Genomic DNA, 26,189 nt, shown 5'->3' on the forward strand with positions numbered 1-26,189 from the left:
GCATTTCGATTTACAACTGAGGCAATTAAATTTATTCCCAAAGGTATAAAACACAAATTTATAAAATATAAGGAGTAATATAGATCATTCTTATATTTTATAATTTTACTTTAAGGAGGCCTGGATATGGATTTTATAAAAAACAACTATAATACTATGCTTATGGAATGGATAAGATTAAAAACAAAGCAAGCAGTAATTGAAAATTCCCAAGATGGAACTTTAGAAAAAATAGAGGAAGCACTGTTAAATTTAGATATTATTGATATTGAACTTATTAATATTTCAAAGGATTACTATACTTTAAAATTTAAACATGGAGGCTTATCTAAAATTAAGCAATTTATTTCACAGCAAATAGAGGGTTAAATACTTAATAATTGAAACTCGACTTACTGCGTTCGCTGAGTAAGTGATTCACACCAAATCATAGATTTGGGTTCTCTACTTAAACGAGAATAAAAAAATATATGAATTACCTATGCTTTTCCAAAGATAATTCATATATTTTTATTTTATGACCTATGCTTTACGGCATATGCCTCTTATTTATCTGTTTTATGGGATTTCTTATTTATCTCCAAATATAAGACACTGTGAAAATAATTTTTCATATCCCTCTGAGGCTCCAAGTTCCATGTATTCCATTTCACCTGCTAAATCTTCAATTTCTTTCTTAACTTTAACAGACATAAGTGCCATATATGCTCCAGTTTTAGAAGAATTCCCTATATATACTAGTTTATCCTTTACCTCTTTTGGCAAAATCCCTGTACCTACAAGGCTATCTGCTGGTAGGTGAGCGCCAAATTGTCCAGCTATCATCACCTTATCTAATTCGCCCATATCAATCTTAGCTTGTTTTAACAAGGCATAAAATCCTGAAAGCAGAGCGCCTTTTGCTAATTGTACCTGACGAACATCCCCTTGAGTTATTAGTAGCTGTTCTGGAGTACCTTTTAAAATAAATTCTCTTTTATTCCCATTTAATTGTATCATCTTATATCGATAATCAGATTCCTCTAGTTGTTCTTTTTTTATAAATGCTCCATTGTTTTTTACAATTCCTGTTCTTAGAAGCTCTTTCACTGCTGCTAGTATGCCACTTCCACATATCCCTATAGGGTCTTCCTCTCCTATAACCTTAAGGTCTACTCCTTTTTCAGTGATTTCCACATCTTCAACAGCGCCCTCTGCTGCTCTCATCCCTGAACTTATATTCATTCCTTCTAATGCTGGTCCTGCTGCACAGGAACAGGAAAGTAATCTTCCACCCTTAGATAAAACTATCTCTCCATTAGTTCCAATATCTATAAATAGTATATTTCCCTCAGCTTTATGTAATTCACAAACATAGGCACCTGCCACTATATCAGCTCCAATGTAAGAGGATACAGAAGGAAGGCAATATACTCTTGCACACTTAGCAGCCTTTATACCAAGGTCACTTGCTGATATGTTTTTTGCCTTTGTAAATACAGGAGCGTATGGAGATTTTCCAATTGATGTTGCATCAACACCTAAAAGGAAATGCATCATGGTACAGTTTGCAGCAATAGAAATTTCATAAATATTTTCTTTCTTTACTTTTCCCTCACTACATAACTCTTCAACCATTTCATTAATAGCCTGTACAATAGTTTTCTGTAACTCTTCTTTTGAACCCTCTGGATGTTCTAATTCATAGGTTATTCTAGTTAAAACATCTAGCCCAAACTTCTTTTGGGGATTAATTCTTGAAGCTATAGCTAATTCCTCACCATTGTTCATATCAATTAATGCTGCAACCACCGTTGTAGTTCCTATATCAATGGCAACACCATAAAGAAACTCAGTAGTATCCCCTGCTTCAAGGGCAATTAACTCGCTGTCATTAAATACTCCAGTTACAGTTCCATAGCTGCGTTCATAGTCCCTTAGTAACTTCCAGTTGACCTTTTTAGACCCAAGGGCCTCACATAAAGAATCTTCAAAAGGACTTTGAGTTTCTAAAGTAGGCATTTTTATTTCAAAGATTTTTTTATAAATTGTAGGATTAAACTCAAATTCAGGTACATACCCAGTAGTAAGTATTTTATGTTTTCTTTCCTTTTGCAGAATTTCAACTTTAATATCTTCTTTTGGTACTACCAAGCAGGAAAGTCTTATGTCTGCGTTTATTTCATCTTCTTTCAATAGCTTTCTTTCCGCTTTGGAAAGTGGAGGAAGATTTCCTTCCAACACCCTGACCTTACATTTCCCACAAGAACCATTTCCATTACAAGGATTATCTACAAAAATATCATTTTCTAATAATAGCTGTAGTAAGTTTTTCTTTGGAACATACTCAAAGTCCTTACCTAATTGTCTAATAAAAATCTTAGGCATTTCTATAGCATCTCCTTTTTTAAAGTTTCAAGGATTGCTTTAACATTTGTAAGAGGAGATTTCATTCCAAGTCCACAGGCAGGAGAAATTATATTCACTCCATCTTTAACACATTTCTTAGTCAACTCAGAAACCTTCTTAGGCTCTCCAAATTCAATTGTATAGGTACTTACATTACCCATAAGTAATCTATCTCCTAAGTTTTTTCTTGCCTCACTCATACTAACAATGGAGTCAAAGCTTAGAACATCACTTTTTATTTTATTTACCTCTTTATACACATTTTTCATTTGGCCACATATGTGCACAATAGTTTTTCCCTGTACTTCTTGAATAGCATCCACTAGCTTATTGATATATTTTACAGCAAATTCTTCAAATAACTTTGGTCCTAAGATTTCACCAGTTCCACTAGGGTCAGAAATAGCAATTATATCTGACCCTGCTTCTATTTGCTTCTTTGCAAATAAAATTAATTGATCGGTAACATAATCAACATATTTGTGAGCTTCTTCATTGTTTTTTCTCAGCTCTTTATAAAATACTACAGGTTCCATAACAGAACTAGCAGTGCTTATTGGCCCTGTTAAATTCCCTATTATAGGAACATGGGTCCCCTTTGCTTTTAATAACTTAATTGCATCAATAACTACTTTAGCTCTTCCCTGATTAAAGTTAATTTCATGGAGTTTCGTCCATTCCTTTACTGAATCTATTGCATACTCCACAACATGAGGTTCATATATGTTTGACCCCATATTCACTGTTGCTCCAAACTCCTCAGACTCAATGGTCATACAGAAAGGAACTCCATAATTTTCAAAACAGCCCTTTTCATATACTGCAGTAGCTAAATCAGCCATAGTTTGTGCATTACTATGAGCCTTTGAAAAATCTATTCCAAGGTCTTCAATTACTTCTGTTGTAACCATATTCATCATGCCACCAGGACAAATACATGGAACTCTATCAACCTGTTCTCCGCCCAAAACCATATTTAATCGTTCTCTTGGAGATATCATATTACATCCTTCTTTCTAAGCTATATTAAGCATTTTTTTTGCTAATTTTACTGCCTCCACAGCATTGGAACTGTACCCATCTGCACCAATGGTATCTGCAAATTTTTGAGAAATTGGTCCTCCACCTATAAGGACTTTAACTTCATCTCTAATTCCTGCTTGCTTTAACAATTCAATAACTTTTCCCATTCCTGACATAGTTGTTGTCATTAAGGTTGACATGCATACAAAAGAAGCGTTAACTTCTTTAGCTTTGTCTACAAAACTTTTAAGCGAAACATCCCTTCCTAAATCAATCATTTCAAAACCAGCAGTTTCCATCATAATTTTTACTAGATTCTTTCCTATGTCATGGGTATCTCCTTCTACAACTCCAATAACTCCCTTTGGTTTGCTGTTTCCTTCTTCTTCTATAGGAAGATGAGGTCTTAATATTGATAGCCCTTCATACATTGCATCTGAGCATAGTAATACATCTGTTACGAAATATTCTTCCTCTTCATATAATTGACTTGCACGGTTCATACCATCTACAAGTCCTTCCATAATACCATCAAAGGCTTTATACTTTGCCTCTACATATTCCTCACAGGCTTCTATTACCTCTTCTTCTTCCATCTCTAATACGCCATCGGATAATCTTTTTAATAATTGTTCTTTAGATTCTGTCATTATTATTCCTCCATTTTAATTACAAAATTTTTTAAACATGTATTTTTACATGAAATTTTTCGGATCTATTGGCCACTTTCCATATTTTCTTGCAGAGGCCATAAATTGATCAATATTCTCTAAAGGAACATTTCCTGAAAGGTCACAACCTGATGCTAAAATATAGCCACAAGGACTATCATAAGCCTTTTGCATGCAAGTTTTTACTGCAGAATCTACCTCCTGTGTACTTCCTAAAATTAGAACTTCTACTGGGTCTACATTACCTAGAATTGGAACTTTATCCCCTGCTACTTGTTTTGTGTAAGCTAAATCAACTCTATTATCTATACTTAACATATCGCAACCGGACTTTACCATGTCCCCTACTATTGATGTTGTGTCTCCACAAATATGGTAACAAACTAAGCCTTTTGCCTCATGAATATCCTGCATTAAATCTATAGTGTAAGGTAATACAAATTCTAAATATTGTTTTCTATTAAGAATTGTTCCTGATGCAATTGGGTCACATAGCAATATAAGAACACCTCGTTTTATAAATTCTCTACATATCATCTTTAATGCTTCTGTGCAAAACTTAATTAACTCATGTACTTTTTCTGGATTTTTTCTGGTTGCTCTTAAAAAATTTTCTGTTTTATAAATACTTGCTGCTGCAGTAAAGGGTCCAGATATTAAAACCCCTGTTGGAACCTCTTTACCTAGCTTATCAATTAATATTTCTGCAGCCTCAATATGTAATTGGAAAAGTTTATCATTTTTTAATTCTAACTTTGACATATCAAGTTTATCTATATCATTTAAATCTTCTAAGACATAACTCATAATTGCTGGTACAGATTCCTCTGGATCATTCATCTTACTACCTAATGCAATACCTACACCATGTAATCCATATTCAACCACTAATAAATCGTTTCCAAACCTTTCATAACAAGCTATCTGTGCTTTAGCTTCATTTAACGCACTACTTCTTTTCTCTTTGTGGGTCATTCCTAATGCTAGTCCAGACATAGAGCAAGCTACAGGCATTGCAAGTATTCTGTCCATAGGTTTTCCTGTCATGAAGGCATTTAACCTTTCAATTGGGGTCATTTTATCATCCTTGTGCATATACAACCATCTCCTTTTTTTAAGGTTCAATTTATTTATAGTAATTCAAGGGTTTTAATAACCCCATCTTTTAACTGAAAGTCTTTATTTTTCATGCATGTTTGTCCAACAAACTTTGCTAGTCCTATAGCGTTTATGAAACCTTCTTCATAGTTTAAAGGTCCTCCTAAAGAAACATCCTTCCACACTGCTTTATCAGTTCCTAATAAAGAAAAAGTAGTTTTCGGACAAAGTACTATTATGATTTCTTTATTTATGATTTTATCCATTGTTTTTAATAAAGGATAAGTAAACATTTCCACTACTTGTTCTGCAAACTTAGGTCCAAGAATATTAACTCCCCCAGAAGAGTCTGCATAGCTAATAATGTTCACCCCTACTTTTTGTGCTTCTTCTATAAATTCAATTATTTCATGTTGAAATTTATTAAAAACTTCCCTAATTAACTCTGGATTCTTTCTAAAGGTTTTGAAAACAACTCTTGGTTCAATTAAAACATTCATTATTGTAAATGGTCCCGAAACATTTAAAACCACATTTTCACCTTGTTCTCTCAAAGACTTACAGGCTTTTAAAACTTCGGAAATTCTTCCCTTTGAAAAATCAATTTTAGGTAAAGACAACAGTTCTTCTATAGTTGTACAAATATATTCTTTGGCTCTTGGTCCTATATTCTCATCCCCAAGATTAACTTTTCCCCCTAGTGCCTCCCCTTCCACAGTATGACAGAAGGGGAGTGTACAAGCATTGGTCTTATAGTATTCCTTAAGCTCCTTGGCAAGTATCACCATACTATCCCAATTTTTATAAGCATCAGGAAATTTTAAATTAGTTTTTTCAATAATTTCTTTACTAATTCCCTGTTCATTACCATATGTACATTTATAATCAATTATTTTTCCCATGGTACCCCCTAATTTATTAATAAAAAATTCCTACTATTTTTTTCTTATCTAAGTTACTGCCAATTACGGTTACCTTTGTAGTTTTTACCGTTTCTAAATACTCCCAATGATAATGGTGTGGGGTATAATCAAAGTAAACCAGTTTCTTTGTAGAAAGCTGAATAATTCCCTTAGCTCTTACAATAAAACCATACTCCTGTTGATTTAAAGAAAGTAATATTTTATCTATTTCTTCCTCTGAAAAAGCCCTTAGCTTGTCTATAGAAAAAGTTTGAAACATCTTATTAGCTGCCAGAAAGGCAGGCCTATCCTTTAACTCAATTTCATAGGATTCCATACTGTTTATTGTTTCAATAATTTCTTCCCCTGATAAAGAAATCCATGGCTCTTTAAAAATTGTAGCCTTGGGATTTATTAAGTTTATTTTCTCAATAATCTCTTCAACTTCACTATCCACTAGATTCTCAAAATGACTTAAAAAAATCATCTGAGCATTTTCTATTTGATCTAAATAAAAACTTCCAAAGTTCTCACTGTAATCATTGAAGGAATCTACATCTACAATGGTGATAACATCCTTAATCTTTATATTTAAGGTTGAATTTGAGGAAACCCTATTACAAACCTTTAGTATATCTGATAAACTACCTACACCTGAAGGCTCAATAAATATATTATCTGGTTTATACTCTAAGACTAACTCCTCTAAGGCTTTATTAAAATTTTCTTTAACTGTGCAACAAATACACCCTGAATAAATCTCCTTAATTGGAAGGCTATGCTGTATTAAATCCCCATCAATGCCAATATTGCCAAATTCATTTTCAATTAAAGCATTACTTCCTTGCATATTTGGAATTACTTTATTTAAAAATGTTGTCTTTCCACACCCTAAAAATCCCGAAACAATATTTATGTTAGTACCCATAATTCCCCTCCATACATCAATACTCTTAATTATATATTCTACACTTAAGGCAGTCTAATTTGAATTTCAAATAGAAAGTTGTCATTCAATTGAATTTACCTATACATTAAATTTCATTATATATTTAGTTGTAACTTTAATATAGGAATTAATTACATGGATTTCTTTGATATATTGTAGTTACCCATCACAAAATTAAAGATATGTTTACAAAAGAATAAGAAAAATAACAACATAAAAAGATCCCTCTCAAACATAAGTCTGAGAGGGATCAATATCACAACTTCATAGTTATTGTGCCATACCCTTTTCATCATATTTCTTTTTATTTTTAATAAATCCCTTTAGGTAATGTTTATTGTAATATAAATATTCTATAATCTTATAAACAGCCTCCACTAAAACTAACCCAGCTAACAAATCTATAATCACATGTTGTTTTACAAATTGAGTTGAGATTATAATTAACCATCCAACTATATTAAATCCAATCTTATATTTTGTTGGTATATTTTTAAGCTTATTTATTCCCTTTAAAGCTGAAAAAGTTGCTGCTACATGAATACTAGGAAAACAATTATAGGGGTTGTCCCTACTATATATAAACTTTACAAAATTGCATAGAAAATCATCATGGATTATTATTGGCCTTAGAACATAGGTTTGAAAATTTAGATAAATTATAAGACAAATACAATTAACTATATTTAAAGTCAAAAGTGAAATGAAATATCTTTCCTCATCACAATAACACATTATTATAAGTGAGATTATTAAATTTGGCATATACATCATATATGGAATAATGAATACACTTACAAAAGGAATTAAATCATCTATATCTGTATATACGGAATGTAATTTGGGATTTTGATAATGATTTATAAGAAAGTAGCACATACTAATTACTCCTATGGAAAATATCCATAAATATGGTTTTATAGTTTTCACATTATATTTTTCTAGTAACCATTTCATAAATTTCACCTTCATACGAGAATATTATATATTAATATTATATTATTTGTAATTTTTTATCTACATTAACATTTATAATTAATCAAAAATTTAAATATTACTTTTTATATCTACTACACAAAGCTATTACTTTTTCGTATTTGATCACTCCCTAAAGGAAAAATCCCTCAGACCATAGTCTGAGGGAACATTAAGATACTTCTATTTAGCAGCAACAGCTTCAAAGGTAACGACTTGCTCAGAATTTGATGGATACTGACCAAATTTATAATCTGAAGAAATCACAATATTTTTAAATCCTATACTTTCAAGTATTAATCTAAACTCTTCTACACCGTACCATCTTAATGGGAACCGTTCCAATTCAGTTTGTAAAAGTACCCCTTCACGCCACTTTTCATATCTCCCATGGGAAATGGTATATTGATTTATATAGTCAACCTCTACAATTTTATTTTCTAATGTGATTATATCTCCATTAGAGCAGTCCCAAGTTTTTGTGGAAACTGTACCTGTTGAAATATCTGTTTGCAAAAATATATCAACAATTAATCTACCACCATTAGACAAATGCCTATAAAAGTTTTGTAATGCTTTTATTGAATCTTCTCTATTATGTAGTAGAAGGAAGGTTCCCGTTGGCACTATAATAGCATCATATTTTGTATCTTGTGAAAAAGACTCCATTTTAGCTTCAAAAAGTTTAGGCTTCAAACCTCTTTCTTTACAATTATGTTCACATATATTTAACATTTCTTTTGAAATATCAAATGCATCCACATTTAATCCTTTTTCTAAAAGCGGAATTAATATACGCCCCGTTCCTGTTGCAGGTTCAAGAATAGGTCCTTTGCAAGGCTCTAATCTATTCATGTAAAATTCTACATCTCCAAAAGAATGCCCTATAGGCTTATCCATATCATATACTTCTGAAGATAATCTACCATAATAACTTAACATCATTTATCACCTTTCTTTCTTAATTTATCATAAATACTTATTGGAGGGACATACTATACAATGACCTTGTACTAATAATATTTTCGATTCTTTCTTTAATTCAATGTCACCTCTAACTGCCCCGTTCTAATAAGTTAATTTTATTATAACAACAACCTTAAAAGAAAACTGTTCCTGTTTTGCTAAGTATTGATAATATAACCTCTCTTTAATATTATCGCCATTTGAAAAATCTAAGGGCTACCCCTGTACATATTACTGCTTTTTGAAACTCACCTTTAGCAGACAAGCAAATATGAACTATTTATGTATCTTTTATTATAATTAATTTATATTTACATTATTATACATATAAATTATATACCTTTAATTGATAATATTTAAATATAAAAACCTGCAATATGCTGCAGGCTTTTACTAAATCAAATAAAAAACTTCCCATTGTTCACTTTATCTTAACATGACCTACTTTCATCATTAATATTATCCGAAAAATTCTCATTGCATATTACTACTTGAGCACAATTTTGTTGTTCCAATGAAAAAATAAAGTTTATCTTAATTACTTATATTTCCCATTGACTTGCTTTAGATTGTATTAACCATAATCTATTATAAAGTCCTTGTTTGGCTAACAACTCCTCATGATTCCCCTGTTCGGCAACTTCTCCATTTTCTAAAACTATAATTTTATCTGCTCCAACTATTGTCCTCATTCTATGTGCAATGACTAAAACAGTTTTATTTTTTACTAAGTGTGCTATAGCATTCTGAATATAAGACTCATTCTCTACATCTAAAGATGCTGTTGCCTCGTCGAGTAACACTACAGGAGCATCTTTAAGCAAGGCTCTTGCAATTGAAATTCTCTGTCTTTCCCCTCCTGAAAGAGTTGAGCCATTTTCACCAATCATTGTTTGATATCCCTTTGGCATTTTATTTACAAACTCATCACATTGGGCGGCTTTTGCTGCTGCCAGAACCTCTTCGTCAGTAGCATTTCTCTTACCAAGTCTAATATTCTCCATAACCGTATTATTAAAAAGTACTACATCTTGAAATACAATTGAGAAATTATAAAGTAATGTTTCTGGTTCAACTCCACTTATATCTACCCCGCCAAGTGTTATTTTACCTTTTGTAACATCCCAGAATCGTGCTGCTAGTTTTGCAGCTGTGCTTTTGCCTCCACCTGACGGTCCTACAAGTGCTGTTACCTCACCTTGCCTTGCTGTAAAGGAAACATCCTTCAGTACCGTTTCACCATCATTATATGCAAATCCAACATGTTCAAAACAAATATCATATCCTTGATAGCTAACTAATTCTGTTCCTGTCTGGATAGGTTGCTCTTCTATTTTTTTCATACGCTTTATTTGTAGTAAAGAATTAAACATCGCTGCAAGGTTTATTAGTGATCCGGATAGAGGATCAAATACTCGAGATGCAGCTATCATGAACATCAGAAATGTAAAAAAATCCGTTTCACCATTAATTAAAAGAATAGACCCTATTAAAACCACCGTTGCCACACCGATACGCAAAATCATTTGTGCAGATACAACGAACATAGCTACATGAAGTTCTGCCTTTATACTAATTTTTTCAGAAGCTTTCAGCTTATTGTCTAGTTCAGATAAGTATTTTTCAGTTTGATTATTTGCCTTGATTTCTTTAACTGTTTCTATGCATTCCTGAATACCATCTGCACGCTCAAGTTGAGCCTGCTTATTCATCAAATTAATTTTATCCTGATGTACCTTCCCACCTGCCGTTATTAGAAAAGCAACAGGTACTACCCATAAGAGAGCTAACGCCATTCTCCATTCCATGATAAATAGACTAATTCCTATAAATAAAACTGATATAACTGAAGCAATAAATTCAGGAATATAGTGTGAAAATGCCGTCTCAAGTCCTGCACAATCTGTCATAATTGTAGTTGTCAAATCAGACAAATCCCGGTTACCAAAAAATGAAAGCGGTATTTTGCGGAGTTGTTCTGCAATAGATATTCGTTTATTAGCACTTTCTTTGTAAGAAGCAAGAAATGTTCTATTATACTGAATATATTGCAATACAAAAATAACTCCTAAAATTAATACTGAAATGCCAACATATAACCAAAAACTCGGTGTGATTGTTTCATTACCCAAGAGAGGAGAAGTAAAGTCTTTCAACAACATATACAGTATTCCCACAGGGAACATTAGACTAATATCCGTAATAGTGCATGCTAAAATTGCTTTAATTAAATCCTTTGCACCTTGTTTACTAAGTGCAAATTGCTTTCTTAAGAAGTTAACCATTGGAAACAGCCTCCTTTCCTACATTCCAACTCGTAGAGGACTTATAGTCTGTCCACATCTTTGAATATAATCCCTTTTCATCAAGAAGCTCATTATGATTGCCTTGTTCAACGATCATTCCATCTTTTATAACTATGATACAGTCTGCATTACGAATTGTAGAAAGCCTATGAGCTATCATTAGAACAGTCTTTCCTTTGGTCAATTCGCCCAATGCCATTTGTATCTGATGCTCATTTTCGGGATCTGCAAAGGCAGTTGCTTCATCAAGCAAGATAATAGGAGCATTCTTTAAAATCGCACGAGCAAGTGCAATACGCTGAGCTTCACCTCCTGAAAGATATACGCCTTTTGTGCCAATTACAGTATCGATACCATTTGGCATTTTTCTAATAATATCTTCACACTGTGCCGCTTTTATAGCTTTTATAATAGCTTCTCGAGAAGCATTTGGTTTTGCAGAACAAATATTATCTAACAAACTCTGTTTAAATAAATGTGTATCCTGAAAAACGAATGAAATGCAATTCATTAAATCCTTAGTAGCAATATTCCTCACATCAACGCCACCTACCATAATATTTCCACTATCCACATCCCAAAATCTTGGAATCAAGCTAGCAGCAGTAGTTTTCCCTCCACCCGAAGGGCCAACAAGAGCTACTGTTGTTCCTTGTGGAACGTGAAAGGATACATTGTTCAGCGCAGGCTGCCTTGCGTCCTTATAGGTAAATGTTACTTTATCAAAAGTGATAGAAGCATCCTTTGGTTGTAGTGGATGTGTTGATTCTTTTAGTGGCTTTTCTTCTAAAATACTCATTACACGACTTACCGCATCCTTAGCTAGCATCGAATTCTCACTTGAAAAAAGAATTCGTGTCATCATAACAGTACAATATGGAGTAAATAAAATATAAAATATAAAGTCAAGCAAAAACACTTCATAATTTGTAGCTGAAGCAATTAAAAGAATTCCTGCAGGAATCAAAAATGCAAAAATTGCATTAATACAAACTGTAAAACATGTCATCGGAATACGAAGAGAAATTGTATATTCAACTACCCATTTTTTATAATGCATAATTGAGTCATGAAAGTTTTTAAAGGAAAATACACTTTGCTGAAATGTCTTAACAACAGGAATCCCGCGAACGTATTCCACTGCTTCATTATTCATATTCTCAAGTGCATTTTGATATTCTCCCATTTTTTCTTTCATGGTAGATCCCGCCATTTTAGACATGAACAAGAAACTAATTAACATAGGTGTAATACTTATTACTCCAAGACGCCAATCAAAAGTAAATAGTAATATAATCATTGCCACAGGTGTTATATAAGCCCCTGTTAAATCAGGAAGCTGATGAGCTAAAAAAGTCTCTGTTTGACCTGAGCTTTCATCAATTATCCTACGCAGTTTTCCACTACCTTGCTCAGATAAATATCCAAGTGGCAGCTTAACAATATGATGTAATGCCTTACTTCTCATATTTCTTGCAACACGGAACGCAGATATATGCGTACACATTAAGGCTATAAAGTAAACAAGAATGCTTGCTGAAGCAAAAATTACTGTCATCCAGCCGTAACGAACAAGATTTGTTGCCTGAGATACATTTGGCAATACCATAAAAATATCTCTTATAATAAACCAAATATATACAAAAGGCATAAGAGAAAGCACAGCACTAATACCCGAGAGGATACACCCTAAAATTGTTAATACTTGATATTTTCCTGCAAAGGAAAGTATTGCTGAGATTTTATTTTTGTTGCTGTTCAAATGAACCACCCCCTAATTTAATTGAATTGTAATTAGTTAGCTATAGCTAACTAATCCCAATTATAAAATTACATTTTTTAAATCCACACAATTCTTTTTCATTACAGAAAGGAATTAATGGATCAATTTAGTTAGTTTATGCTAACTAAAGTATTAAGAAAAAGCACCTCTCTGGCGCATTTTATCCTCCTTACAGAAAAATATTATAATATGTTCTACATTTGATTTCTACTCCAAACGGTCGTATATCGCTCCATTCAGATTATTTGTTTTTCTATATTCTACCGGTGACATACCTATGACTTGTTTAAATGCACAAGCAAATTTGCTGGAATTTATATATCCTACTTTGTTAGCAATAGCCGTAACACTATCTGTCCCTTGGCGCAGTAAAACTGCAGCTGCATGCATTCGATATGAACGCATAAATGCATAAATAGAAACCCCATAAACACCCTTAAAACAAAGCTTCATAGCAGTAAGCGGTATAGAAAAATGCTCTGAAAGCTCCTCTAGTGTATAATGATACTCTAAGTTATTTGTCATATATTTCTTCATATCTTTAACAATTTCAACCTGGCTTTTATGAAAATACGGACGCTCTTCCCGTTTATCAGCTACGTCAACAACACTGAGAAATAATAATAACTCCAACACTTTTAACTTAAAGTAACCATGTTTTACTTTATCTGGTATAGTGTAAAGCTCAGAAAAAATATGCTCCACCGAATCCCTTGCTCTCATAATAAAACACTGGTTGTTAGAACATAATTTATCACGTAACTCATAGAGATTAATAGATATATCCTTTAGTGCATAAGAAATTGAATTTGCAGCCTCCACAAGATTAATTACGACAGAAACACCCTGATAATGTTCCAGAGGAAAACAAGAATTTTTTGTCCTATTGCTTAACATATTTACAGCTAAATCCCCTTCTTCCAGATACACATATGATCCATTATCAAAATCACATTCAAAACGACCTTGCCTACAATGGTTAATTTCCATTATGTCATAACAAGGACGTTTATTGTGAAAACAATTTTCCATATTAAAATCGTTGTATAAAAGTTCAATTCCCGGAAACACCTTATAACTTGTCATGATACCTTCTCCATTGTCACTTTCCATCCTATATACAGTACAATCATCCCTTTGTATATCAACTTTAACTTCTGGATCATATAGATTCTTTTCTTTTGATAAAATACTTATTATAAACACCTTCTTTCATTATGTCTCACATAAAATTATCATGTTTTATATAATATTCCTTAGTTTGTACATGTTAATTGTATATAAATTTAATAATTCTGTGAATATAGTTATTAATCTCTGATTTTGACCTCGTCACTGATTCCTTAATTTTATCATAATTCTTTATAACATAAAGTCCTTCAATTAAACTTTCTAAAAAGTTTAATTATGAGGAAAATAAAATGATGCTACAATTATGAAGCAAACAATTATTTTAAGAACAGTAATGAGGTTATAAGAACGGAAGATGAATTGTTGAGTATTATACACAAAACAGATACTTTAAGGAAGATACTATCAGAAGTGAATCATTATTTCTGAATTAGGTAGGCAAATCTCTTACCCCTTGTTCCACCAGATAGTAAAAAAGCACCCATGCTAGTTACCCTTCCAATACAAATTGTAGATACATCACATTTAATGTACTTCATGGTATCATATATAGCAAAACTTGCTGCTACAGAGCCTTCATGGCTGTTTATATCTTATACCTATTATATCAATTTTAAATATTAATTCCTTAATATAAATTGCTATTTTTATAAATTTATTGAAATATTAAGAACCGATACTTTGTTTGTATCTGCTCTCTTCTGTAGTGTTACACAATATTTTTCTTCTAATTTATTTATTATTATGTAAATTATGATAGTTTAAACTATTGAAAGCGCCTTAAATCCATAGTATGTCTTTAAAAAAGACACTACAAATTAAGACGCTTTTCTTTCTATTTTTTCTATACTATTAACCTAAAAATTCAGGGTTTTCTATATAATCTGAACGAATTGCCTTTTGTAGAATAGTAAAATCAATTTCATTCTTCAACTCATCCAGGGACAGTGGATATTTTATTCCACAGGTTTCACATTCTATATATTCCTTGGATATCTCTTTTTCTCTATTATCAAATAAAAATGGTACTGTTTTCGCCCTTTTAGTAGTTTCATCGAAATTTTGCGAATTAATTTTATAGGTATATAAATAAGTTGCTTCCCGTTTAATAATGAAGTTTTCACCATTACATTTAGGACAAGTTAACGATTTTTTTAAATCCATTGAAAAACTTCCTTCCACTTGGTTATCTAAATTTATCTAACTATTTAATAGTATTTGAAATAATATGATAACTATTCATAAAAGGCATATAAAAAAGCAATGGGGTTATTTTTTAAATGTTAAAGGAAAAATCTTAAGGATGTTGTCCAAGCTAATAGTGAACAAGTAACAATTATTGTTATGCAATTTAAAGAACACACTGGCGATTATGTATGAAACTTAATGCCTTATTTAATTTATCAGGTAAGTCTTGTGGAATAGCATGTCCTATTCCTTTATTTATATAGAATTCATAGGGAAGATCAACTTCTTTAAATACTTTAATCATTTCTTCTTGCTCTTTCCATGGTATTATAACTTCTCCTTCCATAAATATACTCCTAACCCCTCTTTCAGCTGCAAGCTTAACATTATCCTTAATAAATGATTCTGGAAAATCTGGACCTATGGCAACAAACCCTTTTATAGGAATAACATTAACAAATGTAATATTTAAGGCTGTTATTGCTCCCCCTGAAAATCCTCCAATTATTACACACTCCTCATCAATGAAATATTCTTGTAATATAAAATTATAACATTCTTTGATATCATTTCTTGAAATAAGGGGATTCATTGTCCAACTGAAACCATTATGACGATACAATTGTGAAGATTGAATATATACAACGATAAAATCTTCCTTTAAAAATTCATCTCCACCCCTGGAAACTTTTTCTAATTCTCTTCTATTATATCACATCCGTATATTTTCTAAATGTATGTCGATTGTTTTCTCCCCTATGCATAAACAAATATATACAACAAAAGCACCAAGATTTTATTATCTTAGTGCCTTAAAAGTAGTTGTTGTATTCAATATTTAGTTTATTACTTTAAGGTGTACATTGACTATATTTTCTTGGTGGCATCCCAAATTCCTTTGAAAATGCTCTTGTAAATCCCTCGTGAGAATCAAAGACAAAATCCATTGCTACATCTATGATTTTTTCATTACTATCACGCAGTATTAACGCTGCTTTAGTAAGTCTTAATGCACGAATGTACTCAAATGGTGCCATACCAGTAACTTCTTTGAACAGTTTTGCAGCATGCCATGGTGAATATCCTGCCGCAACAGCTAATTCTTTTAATGTAATTTTTCTTAAAATATTAACATCAATATATTCTTGCATACGTTGTACCGCCATAATAGTTTCAGCCTCACTCATTCTTCCACCTCCAATATCTAAAGTATATATCATATATAAAATCTTCCCCTTTATTGCATTCATAGACTAAGCTTTTATCATATACTGCTATGATGACATTGACTGTCATTATGAATTATAAAACTAATTTATCCTACTAAAAAAGCCTAAGGTTTACCTTAAGCTTTTTTCTGTAATTATAAAAATATTGTATTAATGATGTCTTTATAAATTTATGCACTCAACAATATATTCATCACTAACATAAAATCTAGCTATTAATCAGTGATATTTTCAACTTTTAATACTTTTATAGCTTTTCTTTGATTTTTAGTTTTAAATAAGGTACAAATACAATTGCTATAAGTGCACTTATCCCCATTAAATATGGATAATAAAGATATTTCATTATGACAAATGGTGACAATTTAGCTAATGCTGATGCTGATAAAAGTTGTGCACCATAAGGAATAATTCCTTGAGACACACAAGAAAACATATCTAATATACCCGCTACTCTTTTAGGTTCAATATCATATTGATTTGATATATCTTTAGCTATAGACCCTACAGTAACTATAGCTATAGTGTTATTAGCTGTACATATATCAACTAAACTTACTAATGTGGCAATTCCAAATTCAGCTCCTATTTTACTGTTAACTCTTTTTGTAATAAATCCTAGTATAAACTCAATCCCTCCATTGAATTTTATAATTTCAACCATTCCACCAATTATCATTGAAATTATTACAAGCTCAGACATTCCCCCAATTCCTTTGCCTATGGCCTGCATTAGACCTATTATATCAAAGGCTCCCGTAAATATTCCTATGCTTCCTGCAAATAAGATTCCACCAACTAGCACCAATAGCACATTAACCCCTAAAAGTGCCGCAAGTAATACTCCTACATAAGGTAATACTTTAACTAAACTATATGAATAATCCCCTACTATCTTAGAATCTTGCCCCAATGTTATAAAAGTAAATATTAAAGTTGTTATTATTGCTGCTGGCAATACAACTGTAAAATTCATTCTAAATTTATCTCTCATCTCACAGCCTTGAGTCCTGGTAGCTGCTATAGTTGTATCAGAAATCATAGAAAGGTTGTCCCCAAACATTGCTCCACCAACTACAGCTCCAACCACTAAAGCTATAGGTATACCTGTCTTAGCCGCAATTCCTGTAGCTATAGGAACTAAGGCTACTATTGTTCCCATAGATGTACCTATAGATATTGCTATAAAACATGCTATTATAAAAACTCCAGCTACTAGTATGTTACTTGGTAAAAATGTTAGCCCTAAATTAACAGTAGCTTCTACAGCCCCCATAGTTTTAGCAACCTCTGCAAAAGCCCCTGCCAATATAAATATCAGACACATTAAAATGATGTTTGGTTCTCCTGCTCCCTTACAGAATACATCTAACTTTTTATCTAATGATGCTTTTCTATTCATAAATAATGCTACTAATGCTGCTAATAAAAATGGTACAGTTACAGGCATAGCATAAAAGTCCTTTGTAACTAATGATACCCCCATAAAAACTGCTATAAAAATAAATAATGGTAACAAAGCAATAGCACTGCCTTTTTTCAAGTTATCTTTCATTTTTTCCTCCTTAGTTAATTAATGTTTTAATTCTTTTGTATAAGATTTAGTGATCTTAGGCATCTGAAAATAAAAAACTTCTTGCCTTACCTAAAAGATAATGCAAGAAGTTATGTTCTTCTAATTCTTATCTTCCAGGTTAATCCTGCTGGATTTAGCACCATAAAGTTTAAAATAACTACCTTTGGTTGCCGGGCTTCATAGGGCCAGTCCCTCTGCCTCTCTTGATAAGATACTATATTATATTTTTAAATTCTTTATAAGGATAGCATTGGTTTATTATTATGTCAATATAATTTAATAATATATCTGCTTAAGTCTCTAATAAGTATATATAAATTAAAATCCCGATTTTTTAAAATTCGGGATTCTAATCAAATTATCTAACTGTAAATGTCATTAAATAATTCCATATTCTTTTAATAATTTTTCAATGTCTGTTCCTGCTACTTGTTTTAAAACTTTACGTTTAGCCATTGGTGGTAAATCAAGTTTTGGTTTTTCTCCATCTAATAAACATACACCCGCATTTAATAAATAGCGGATATCATATCTTGAAGAAAATACCTCAGGAACTCCTTTTTCAATTCCAGTTAAAACATATACTGCTTCCATTGCTGTACGTCCTGAATATTCTATAGTAAATACAGTATCACGACCTGGTTCATCTAATGTTTCAGCAAATTGTCCAAGGAAAGCAAAGTTTACTCCATTCTTTGGTACAACATATGGACGATCTCCAGCTGCACGAGGCATAAATTGAGATGTGATATATGGCATCATAACAGGAACTGCACTACATGATTCTGCTAATTCTTCAATTTTATCTGTAGGAACACCTATATGATATAACCATTCTTTTGTGATTTCCTTACCAGTACAATCTCTCATAGTTTTTTTAATATAATCTCCTGGAACATCAGAGAATAAACCATATACCCAAACAACAACGTCTTTTTCAGGTTGTCCATAATATTGTTCTTGACGGTTTATTGTCCAACTCATCAACCATGAAGAGTCAAGAGCTGTAACTATTCCACCTGTTACAGTACGTCCGCCATATGGTGAACGTTTTGTGATTTTTTCAATGTATTCAGGAACACGTTCATCATGACAAGTTACTGTACAAGACTCCCAATTAGATTTTTCTGTATCTGTACAGAATTTATCTGGCTTTCCAAATTCATCTGATTGAGCGGCTATATTTCTCCATAACTTCCAGCATCCTTCTATCTCCTTATTAAATGGTGCAGGAGTATTGTCATCACCATATCCTGAACTTTCAGTCATAGAACCATTAGTAATAAACACTAAATCATTTTCTGTTAAATCAATAGAGATATCTTTTCCAGTTTTATCTGTTGCAACTATTTTCTTTGCAACCTTTTTATCATCTGAAATTGAGAATTCAATGTTATCAACAGTAACTCCATATTCAAATTTAGCACCATGGTCCTCTAAATATTTAATCATAGGTTTTACAAATGAAGTGTATTGATCATGTCTTGAAAATTGTAGGGATGAAAGATCTGTCAATCCATCAACATGGTGAATGAAACGATTCATATATAATTTCATCTCTAAAGCACTATGCCAGTTTTCAAAAGCAAACATTGTTCTCCAATATGTCCAGAAATCAGTGTTTAGAAGCTCTTCAGAAAAAATATCTTCCATAGTTTTATCTTCAAGTTCTTCATCTGGCATATTTACAAAAGCAGCTAATTCTTTTGCTAAATCTTGGCCCAAATTAAATTTTCCATTGTCATAGCGCACACCTTGATTTTTAGTAATACGGCAATTACTAAAGTTTGGATCATCGTAGTTTGTGTAATAAAAATGATCTAAAACAGTCATATTAGGGTCTTCTGTAGATGGTAATGAACTAAATAAACTCCATAAAACCTCAAAATGATGACCCATTTCACGTCCGCCACGTGCTACATAATCCATATTTTGACGAACATTTCCGTCCAAAGATCCACCAGGAATATCTAATTGTTCTAAGAAGGTAATCTTACTGCCATCCATGTGAGCATCACGAATTAAAAAACAACCAGCAGCCAAAGCACCAATTCCAGTACCAATTAAATAAGCTTTTTTATCTTCAATTCCTTTAGGTTTTCTTGCATTTACTAAAGCATGATAACTTCCATTTGTAAGGGTAAGTCTATCATCATGTGTTTTTAATTTCATTATTATCTCCCTCTTTCTTAATTTTTTAATAGTTTTCTAAATCCTACTATTATATTTAGAGTTCTTCTATATTCACTCTACTAGTATTAATAAGTTCTCCCCTAATTTTGTGGATACTTATTATCTGTAAGATTTCTATAAATCTATGATATAGCTTTTTTGTGTCTTTTTCATTAGATAAACAAACTACGGTGTTCGAAATTCGAACACCGTAGTTTATTTACTTAACTTTTAGTCATTGAGGTTAAAATGTCTGATAAAAAAGGATTTTCCTATTATTTTCTACTAAACATCATTTAAACCAGCACTTCGCTTAAGGGATAACTCAATGTTTCCATCGAAGAGGTATCCAATTCGTCTGATGATAGTATCAGGGTCCTCCTTCATTCCGGCAGCAATCCAGCGTAGTACCATTTCAGTGAGGGCACATTGATAAAAGGATGCAATCAGTTTTTTATCTCCTGAAGATGCTGAGATACCATCTCTTACTCTTTCAACATACTGAATCATGACATTTCCTGATACATTATATATATAGTTCACTAATTCTTCCCTCTGCATGGAATTATATACATGATAAATGGCTGCTTTGTTTTCTAAAGCAAATTTAGTAGCCACAATAAAACTCTCCTCCCAAGAAAGTGTATCATTATATTCATCAATGACTGTCTGAAGTTCTGTTTGGAAGATCTCTGACAAAAGTGCATATACATCTGTGTAGTAATAATAAAAAGTATTTCTGTTGATCTCACATGCTGTAGCAATATCCTTAACTGTTATTTTGCTAAGTGGACGCTCATTCAGCATCTTTATGAATACCTCACGAATCATCTTTCTGGTATATTGCTGTGCCAAGTCGCCACCTCCTTAACGCTTTATCTATATTCAAAATTATAACATATGGTAAGTTATTTTTAAATTATCCATCATATTTAGCTTCTGACGAGAAAGGTGAGTATGCAATAATAATGTTAAAAGATATTCTTATTTTCTTCTTTGCTCTGCTATGAGTCTTTCTTTATCTACCTTTTTTGTATTTCTGATCAATTCAGCTGACCTATTAATCTCGCTAACAATCTGTGCTACATTGTAACCCCTATCTATATTGGATCATTTGAACTTTCTTGAATATAAATCATATAATTATAACCATCCTTATACCAAAGTGTATCCTATAATATATCATATAAGTGTATCTTTTAATAGGTTAACTCCTATGCTACAATATGTTTAATTCTATATCAAGTACATATATATCTTGAATAGAAATCAAATTTACATGATTAGGAGGATAATTAAGTTATGCAACATAGAATGAAGAAGTTTCAATTAACGTTGGAGCAGATTGATGAGCTCCTTCATCGTGCGGATACGGGACGATTCGCTACTATCAATGAGGATGGTTATCCATATGTGGTTGCCATGCACTTTGTTTATTACAATAACAAAATTTATATGCATGGTCTACCAAAGGGACAAAAAATTGATAATATAAATAGAAACACCAAAGTATGCTTTGAGGTTGATGAATTGTTTGGTCTCTTGACTGACAACATCGAGAATGCCTGTGACACCGAGGCAGAGTACAATAGCGTTGTAATTCTTGGAAACGCTTCACTGCTTGAGGACTTGGATTATAAACATGAAGTGTTGAATAAGCTAGTTGAAAAGTACACTCCGCAGTTTGCTGGAAAAGAGCTTCCTGATAAAATGATTAAGGGTACAGCTGTGATTGAGCTTGATATGGTAGAGTGTACAGGAAAATATCATAAATAGAACAAAAGATAAACTTATTTTGTCTAATTGCCATAAAAACCAAATATAATTTTCTAATAGAATTTATCCCGCTTTTTATTGCGGGATATTTTTTTATTATCCTGCTCTAGAATTGAAAAGCAATTCCAATTAGTTATTATACATCACTAACTTTTCTTTCTTCTGTCTACCATAAATTTTCGTAATCAACCTGATTTTTACTATGAAATTCTTCCCTTTATTAAATTGGCTATAGAATACTAATCATCTATCTACTCTCCTACATCGTCAAAACTCCTTTTCGTATCTTTTGAAAAATTCATAATATGTACGTACATTCTCTAATTCTGTCCACTTTTTCACATCAACTGGATTTTCGTCAAGATCATATATTTTTGCTCCAATCATAGCAAGCAGAAAAGGTGAATGTGTTGATATAATAAATTGACATCCTAAAAACCGTGCAGAGTCCTCGATAAATTTCATTAATTCCATCTGACGTTTGGGAGAAAGGCTGTTTTCAGGCTCATCCAATATGTATAATCCATTTTCTCCAATTTTTTCAATAAAATATCGAAATGCACTTTCTCCATTTGAATACTCTCTTACATTATCCATAACTTCATTTCTCACAAACTTTGACTGGGTTTTACTTCTAGCAGTATTTACTTTTTTTAGTTGCTCATATTCTTCTATAGACTTCATTTGGAAATGAGAATATTTTGCATCTAAGTATTCTTCAAAAAGTTTTTCCCGTTTTTGGTCAATTCCTTCGTTAAGGTTTCGGATATTCAACATATAATCAAATACATCATCACTTGTTATAATTCTGCTATTTTTAGGGATGTCATCTTCAAGTTGCATCTCACACATATTGACATAGTCAGGATAAAAATTAGATTTATTATAGATAGAATCTCGATTGATTCCTGTTTTTTCTGCTATCACATTTAATGCCGTTGATTTTCCCGAACCATTTCCACCATATAAAATCGTAACTGGTTCAAAATCAATTCTTTCAAAACTATGTTTTGATAATATCTTAAATGGATAAAAGGAGTCGTAGCATGTTCTTTTTTCCTGTAGTAAAAAATCAAATTCTATATCATCATTTGGAAATGTAAAAACACTTAAATAAACCATTATAATCACCCTTATCATAACATTATATAAATACTGTTCACACCATATTCTATTTCATCATACTTAACAACCTTTCAAGTATAAAATCTTACCTTTATTTTACTTAAAAAATTAACAAAAGCCCTCAAACCCGCATGAACAGAATAACTAGTTAACTAGTTATATAGTTTTATAGTTAAATATATCCCTAGTTAACTATATAAATAGTTTTCTATAAACCTATTTACCTTTTACTTTATTATAATATTTTATTATCAGCTATGCACTACTATCACTATGATTTCATCCTAATGAAAGTTAGATTTTTAAATTGTTTTTTATTACAGAAGTGGTATAGTTAAAATAATTTTTATAAGGTTAACAATATTGCTTGTATATAGTGATAATACCAAAAGGATTATAGTACAATAAGTAACACGTAGAAAGAAAGCACCAAGATTTTATCTTAGTGCCTTTAAAATAGTTATTGTATCTAGTATTTAATTTATTGATTTAATAGGGCGTGCTTCAATATATCCTCTGTATCCCATTGGTGCAAGCTGAAATCTTGGTGCAGTTTCTGGTGCCCACTGATATCCGTAAACAGTAGGGTCAAATTTTTCAATATGATTCCACACTTCATAGATTGCATCCATAAAATCATCATCATTATAGGATTCACCTTGAAAAATCATTAATTTGCAAGGTGGCAATTCTATAAGTTCATACCCATTAGGAATATCATTTGTGTAGTCAATGGGAACTTCTACACCTTGCACATATTGTGATGTTCCTTCTTTAATAAGATGTTTGGGAAGCCACATTCCAATTGGCTCATATATGGCTTCTTTTACACTTGTAAGTACTGACCATACATCACACCCTACCTCCTCACAATATTCAAAATAACCCGTTGCTTTTTTCCCTCGCCTTAACAAAACTTTTCGTGAAGGACGCTCAATAACCTGTACAAATACAGATTTGGTATTATTGTTATCACTCATCTTTTTTCCTCCTTTATGAAATGCTCGGTAGGTATCAAAAACTTTCTGAGGCATAAACAGTTTTATTGGTGGTGTACATTGACTATATTTTCTTGGCGGCATCCCAAATTCCTTTGAAAATGCTCTTGTAAATCCCTCGTGTGAGTCAAAGACAAAATCCATGGCTACATCTATAATCTTTTCATTACTATCACGTAGTATTAACGCAGCTTTAGTAAGCCTTAATGCACGAATATAGTCAAATGGTGCCTTACCAGTAACTTCTTTGAAAAGTTTTGCAGCATGCCATGGTGAATATCCTGCCACAACAGCTAGTTCTTTTAACGTAATTTTTCTTAAAATATTAACATCAATGTACTCTTGCATACGTTGTACGGCCATAATAGTTTCAGCCTCACTCATTCTTCCACCTCCAATATCTAAAGTATATATCATAAAAAATTCTATTTCTTGACCTTCATTGCGAATAAAAAAGAGCATTTTTCTTCTCTTAATCACTCTACTAATATACCACTTATTAATAAACCTTATATTTCTAATAATACTTTTTCTAAAATTTCATAATGCCAATAATATAAATCCTCTGGTTTTATTGAAAAAGCTTTTTCTTTATCAACAATTATTTTTCCATTTTTAATAGTTACAAAACTAAAAAAAGGTTCTCCTGATAAAAAGGATAAACTGGCATTTTCACTCCATTCCTCAACTGTTACAAAATCATTTTCAAATAGCAGTTTAAGTAAGTCATAAAAGCTTTTTTGCATAACTCTAAGCTTAAAATGTGGACACTCTTTTTCAACAATATATAAATCTATTTCTTCCCATAACTTTTCAATAACACTTTGCCTATTAATTAAACTTTCTAATGATAAATCTCCTGTACTCATTACTTCAAGAATTCTTGTTTCCCATTGTGTTGGTGTCCAAGAAAGAGTTCTACTAAAATGAATAATCCATTTTTCATGTGGAATGTATTCACCATTTACTATAAATAGAGCTTCTACTAACTTAGTGATAGCATTATTCATCATATAATGACCTTGCACTGTATCCCCCCTATGAATCCATATATCACCTGCTAATCTAAAATACCACCAACAATCAAAAAGTAATCCTTCAGCTTGTAATGGTTCTGGTTTATTTATAAGTTTATCTCTTACAAATTTTTTTATTTCTCCATTGGGATCATATAAAATTCTTGAGTAAGATAAATCCCATAAAGCAATACTATCCCACGATTTCTGTTTTTCTTCCTCCAAATTTAATATCTTTATATCGTAAAGATATTTTTGAGCCATTGTAATCCCAATTGGTATAGGTGATTTTCCATTATTCCATAGTTCATAATTTTCTTTATCTAAATAAATAACTATGTCAATTTCAGATAGATAATCTACATAACCTCGAGACATCCCTCCATTTAAGGTTATTCCAATTACTCCTTCTAAAGATTTAAGCTTTTTTATACTATTTTGTAATTCTAACATAAAATCATTAATTTTATTTTCACTTTTTAAGTTCACATATGGTCTTTTCATAATAATATCTCCTTCTTAAATTAATCTTTTTATATAAAATATAAATGTAACAGTATAATTTAAATAAAATAAAAAGCCATAGATTTTACTCTACGACTTCTATCATAAAAAGATAGTTCAATTGCCTAGAGAGTAAAATAAAATCATATACTAATAAAATGGTTCACCAAATAAACTGTCTCATCAAACAGTTTTACCACTCTATTTTAATAAATGATTCTATCTTACTTCTCCGTGCCAAATTATACTTTTTGATTACCTAGTACTAATTTGACCGAATGGCACTCCACCTTTCAAAATTACACTATTACATATGAAAATTATACACTTAATTAAAATATTTGTAAACATTATATGTTAGTTTTGGAAATCATACTCAGAATATACTATTTACTATAATAGTGCAAAAACAC

General features: G+C 31.6%; 21 protein-coding genes, 2 pseudogenes and 1 riboswitch. Of the genes and pseudogenes, 2 read left to right on the top strand and 21 right to left on the bottom strand.

Features of this window, described 5'->3' with window-relative positions:
* Positions 1–126: 126 nt before the first annotated feature.
* Complete coding sequence (locus tag B2694_RS12330; protein WP_346885995.1) at positions 127–369, top strand: hypothetical protein; 243 nt, start codon at positions 127–129, stop codon at positions 367–369.
* Positions 370–570: 201 nt separating this feature from the next.
* On the opposite strand, the gene B2694_RS12335 is transcribed toward B2694_RS12330, so the two are convergent.
* The 18 genes and pseudogenes from B2694_RS12335 to B2694_RS12420 form a co-directional block, all read right to left on the bottom strand.
* Positions 571–2,367 carry an ASKHA domain-containing protein gene (locus B2694_RS12335; RefSeq protein WP_346885996.1) on the bottom strand — a complete coding sequence of 599 codons (1,797 nt, stop codon included), beginning with the start codon at positions 2,365–2,367 and terminating at the stop codon, positions 571–573.
* Between the two features lie 2 nt (positions 2,368–2,369).
* Positions 2,370–3,389, bottom strand: a complete 1,020-nt coding sequence (locus B2694_RS12340) for a methylcobamide:CoM methyltransferase MtbA (RefSeq protein ID WP_346885997.1) — start codon at positions 3,387–3,389, stop codon at positions 2,370–2,372.
* Between the two features lie 15 nt (positions 3,390–3,404).
* Positions 3,405–4,061 carry a corrinoid protein gene (locus B2694_RS12345; RefSeq protein WP_346885998.1) on the bottom strand — a complete coding sequence of 219 codons (657 nt, stop codon included), beginning with the start codon at positions 4,059–4,061 and terminating at the stop codon, positions 3,405–3,407.
* Positions 4,062–4,106: 45 nt separating this feature from the next.
* On the bottom strand, positions 4,107–5,177 hold the full coding sequence (locus B2694_RS12350; protein ID WP_346879249.1) for a uroporphyrinogen decarboxylase family protein: 1,071 nt from the start codon (positions 5,175–5,177) through the stop codon (positions 4,107–4,109).
* Positions 5,178–5,212: 35 nt separating this feature from the next.
* Positions 5,213–6,082 (bottom strand): uroporphyrinogen decarboxylase family protein, encoded by an 870-nt coding sequence (locus B2694_RS12355; protein ID WP_346885999.1) that lies wholly within the window; start codon positions 6,080–6,082, stop codon positions 5,213–5,215.
* A 16-nt stretch (positions 6,083–6,098) separates the two neighbouring features.
* Positions 6,099–7,010, bottom strand: coding sequence for a GTP-binding protein (locus B2694_RS12360; protein ID WP_346886000.1), 912 nt, complete (start codon positions 7,008–7,010; stop codon positions 6,099–6,101).
* Between the two features lie 291 nt (positions 7,011–7,301).
* Positions 7,302–7,988, bottom strand: coding sequence for a phosphatase PAP2 family protein (locus B2694_RS12365; protein WP_346886001.1), 687 nt, complete (start codon positions 7,986–7,988; stop codon positions 7,302–7,304).
* A gap of 201 nt (positions 7,989–8,189) precedes the next feature.
* On the bottom strand, positions 8,190–8,948 hold the full coding sequence (locus tag B2694_RS12370) for a class I SAM-dependent methyltransferase (protein WP_346886002.1): 759 nt from the start codon (positions 8,946–8,948) through the stop codon (positions 8,190–8,192).
* Between the two features lie 566 nt (positions 8,949–9,514).
* Positions 9,515–11,257, bottom strand: coding sequence for an ABC transporter ATP-binding protein (locus tag B2694_RS12375; protein ID WP_346886003.1), 1,743 nt, complete (start codon positions 11,255–11,257; stop codon positions 9,515–9,517).
* Entirely contained in the window at positions 11,250–13,040 is a 1,791-nt protein-coding gene (locus B2694_RS12380) for an ABC transporter ATP-binding protein (RefSeq protein ID WP_346886004.1), read from the bottom strand. Before B2694_RS12380 ends, B2694_RS12375 begins: the two co-directional genes overlap by 8 nt.
* A 228-nt stretch (positions 13,041–13,268) precedes the next feature.
* Positions 13,269–14,258 carry a helix-turn-helix domain-containing protein gene (locus tag B2694_RS12385; protein WP_414632733.1) on the bottom strand — a complete coding sequence of 330 codons (990 nt, stop codon included), beginning with the start codon at positions 14,256–14,258 and terminating at the stop codon, positions 13,269–13,271.
* A 345-nt stretch (positions 14,259–14,603) separates the two neighbouring features.
* Positions 14,604–14,782 (bottom strand): annotated as a pseudogene (locus tag B2694_RS12390) (ATP-dependent Clp protease proteolytic subunit); the annotation flags it as partial.
* Between the two features lie 262 nt (positions 14,783–15,044).
* Positions 15,045–15,356, bottom strand: a complete 312-nt coding sequence (locus B2694_RS12395) for a hypothetical protein (RefSeq protein ID WP_346886006.1) — start codon at positions 15,354–15,356, stop codon at positions 15,045–15,047.
* 187 nt (positions 15,357–15,543) lie between these two features.
* Entirely contained in the window at positions 15,544–15,972 is a 429-nt protein-coding gene (locus B2694_RS12400) for a hypothetical protein (RefSeq protein WP_346886007.1), read from the bottom strand.
* 262 nt (positions 15,973–16,234) lie between these two features.
* Positions 16,235–16,567: pseudogene (locus B2694_RS12405) on the bottom strand (helix-turn-helix transcriptional regulator); the annotation flags it as partial.
* A 289-nt stretch (positions 16,568–16,856) separates the two neighbouring features.
* Entirely contained in the window at positions 16,857–18,164 is a 1,308-nt protein-coding gene (locus B2694_RS12410; protein WP_346886008.1) for a Na+/H+ antiporter NhaC family protein, read from the bottom strand.
* Between the two features lie 124 nt (positions 18,165–18,288).
* Positions 18,289–18,398: riboswitch (SAM riboswitch) on the bottom strand.
* Between the two features lie 165 nt (positions 18,399–18,563).
* Positions 18,564–20,357 (bottom strand): oleate hydratase, encoded by a 1,794-nt coding sequence (locus B2694_RS12415; protein ID WP_346886009.1) that lies wholly within the window; start codon positions 20,355–20,357, stop codon positions 18,564–18,566.
* Between the two features lie 285 nt (positions 20,358–20,642).
* Positions 20,643–21,212 (bottom strand): TetR/AcrR family transcriptional regulator C-terminal domain-containing protein, encoded by a 570-nt coding sequence (locus B2694_RS12420; RefSeq protein WP_346886010.1) that lies wholly within the window; start codon positions 21,210–21,212, stop codon positions 20,643–20,645.
* A 447-nt stretch (positions 21,213–21,659) separates the two neighbouring features.
* Between B2694_RS12420 and B2694_RS12425 the strand changes: the two genes are divergently transcribed.
* Positions 21,660–22,133 (top strand): pyridoxamine 5'-phosphate oxidase family protein, encoded by a 474-nt coding sequence (locus B2694_RS12425; protein ID WP_346886011.1) that lies wholly within the window; start codon positions 21,660–21,662, stop codon positions 22,131–22,133.
* Between the two features lie 267 nt (positions 22,134–22,400).
* On the opposite strand, the gene B2694_RS12430 is transcribed toward B2694_RS12425, so the two are convergent.
* From B2694_RS12430 to B2694_RS12440, 3 genes are all read right to left on the bottom strand, one after another.
* Positions 22,401–23,255, bottom strand: a complete 855-nt coding sequence (locus B2694_RS12430; RefSeq protein WP_346886012.1) for an AAA family ATPase — start codon at positions 23,253–23,255, stop codon at positions 22,401–22,403.
* A 479-nt stretch (positions 23,256–23,734) separates the two neighbouring features.
* Positions 23,735–24,640 (bottom strand): AraC family transcriptional regulator, encoded by a 906-nt coding sequence (locus tag B2694_RS12435; protein WP_346886013.1) that lies wholly within the window; start codon positions 24,638–24,640, stop codon positions 23,735–23,737.
* 125 nt (positions 24,641–24,765) lie between these two features.
* A complete protein-coding gene (locus B2694_RS12440; RefSeq protein WP_346886014.1) occupies positions 24,766–25,776 on the bottom strand; it encodes a DUF4037 domain-containing protein in 1,011 nt (336 codons plus the stop codon).
* Positions 25,777–26,189 lie beyond the last annotated feature (413 nt).

Source organism: Clostridium sp. UBA4395, assembly GCF_002390995.1.
In the GTDB taxonomy this organism is placed as follows: domain Bacteria; phylum Bacillota; class Clostridia; order Clostridiales; family Clostridiaceae; genus Clostridium_J; species Clostridium_J sulfidigenes.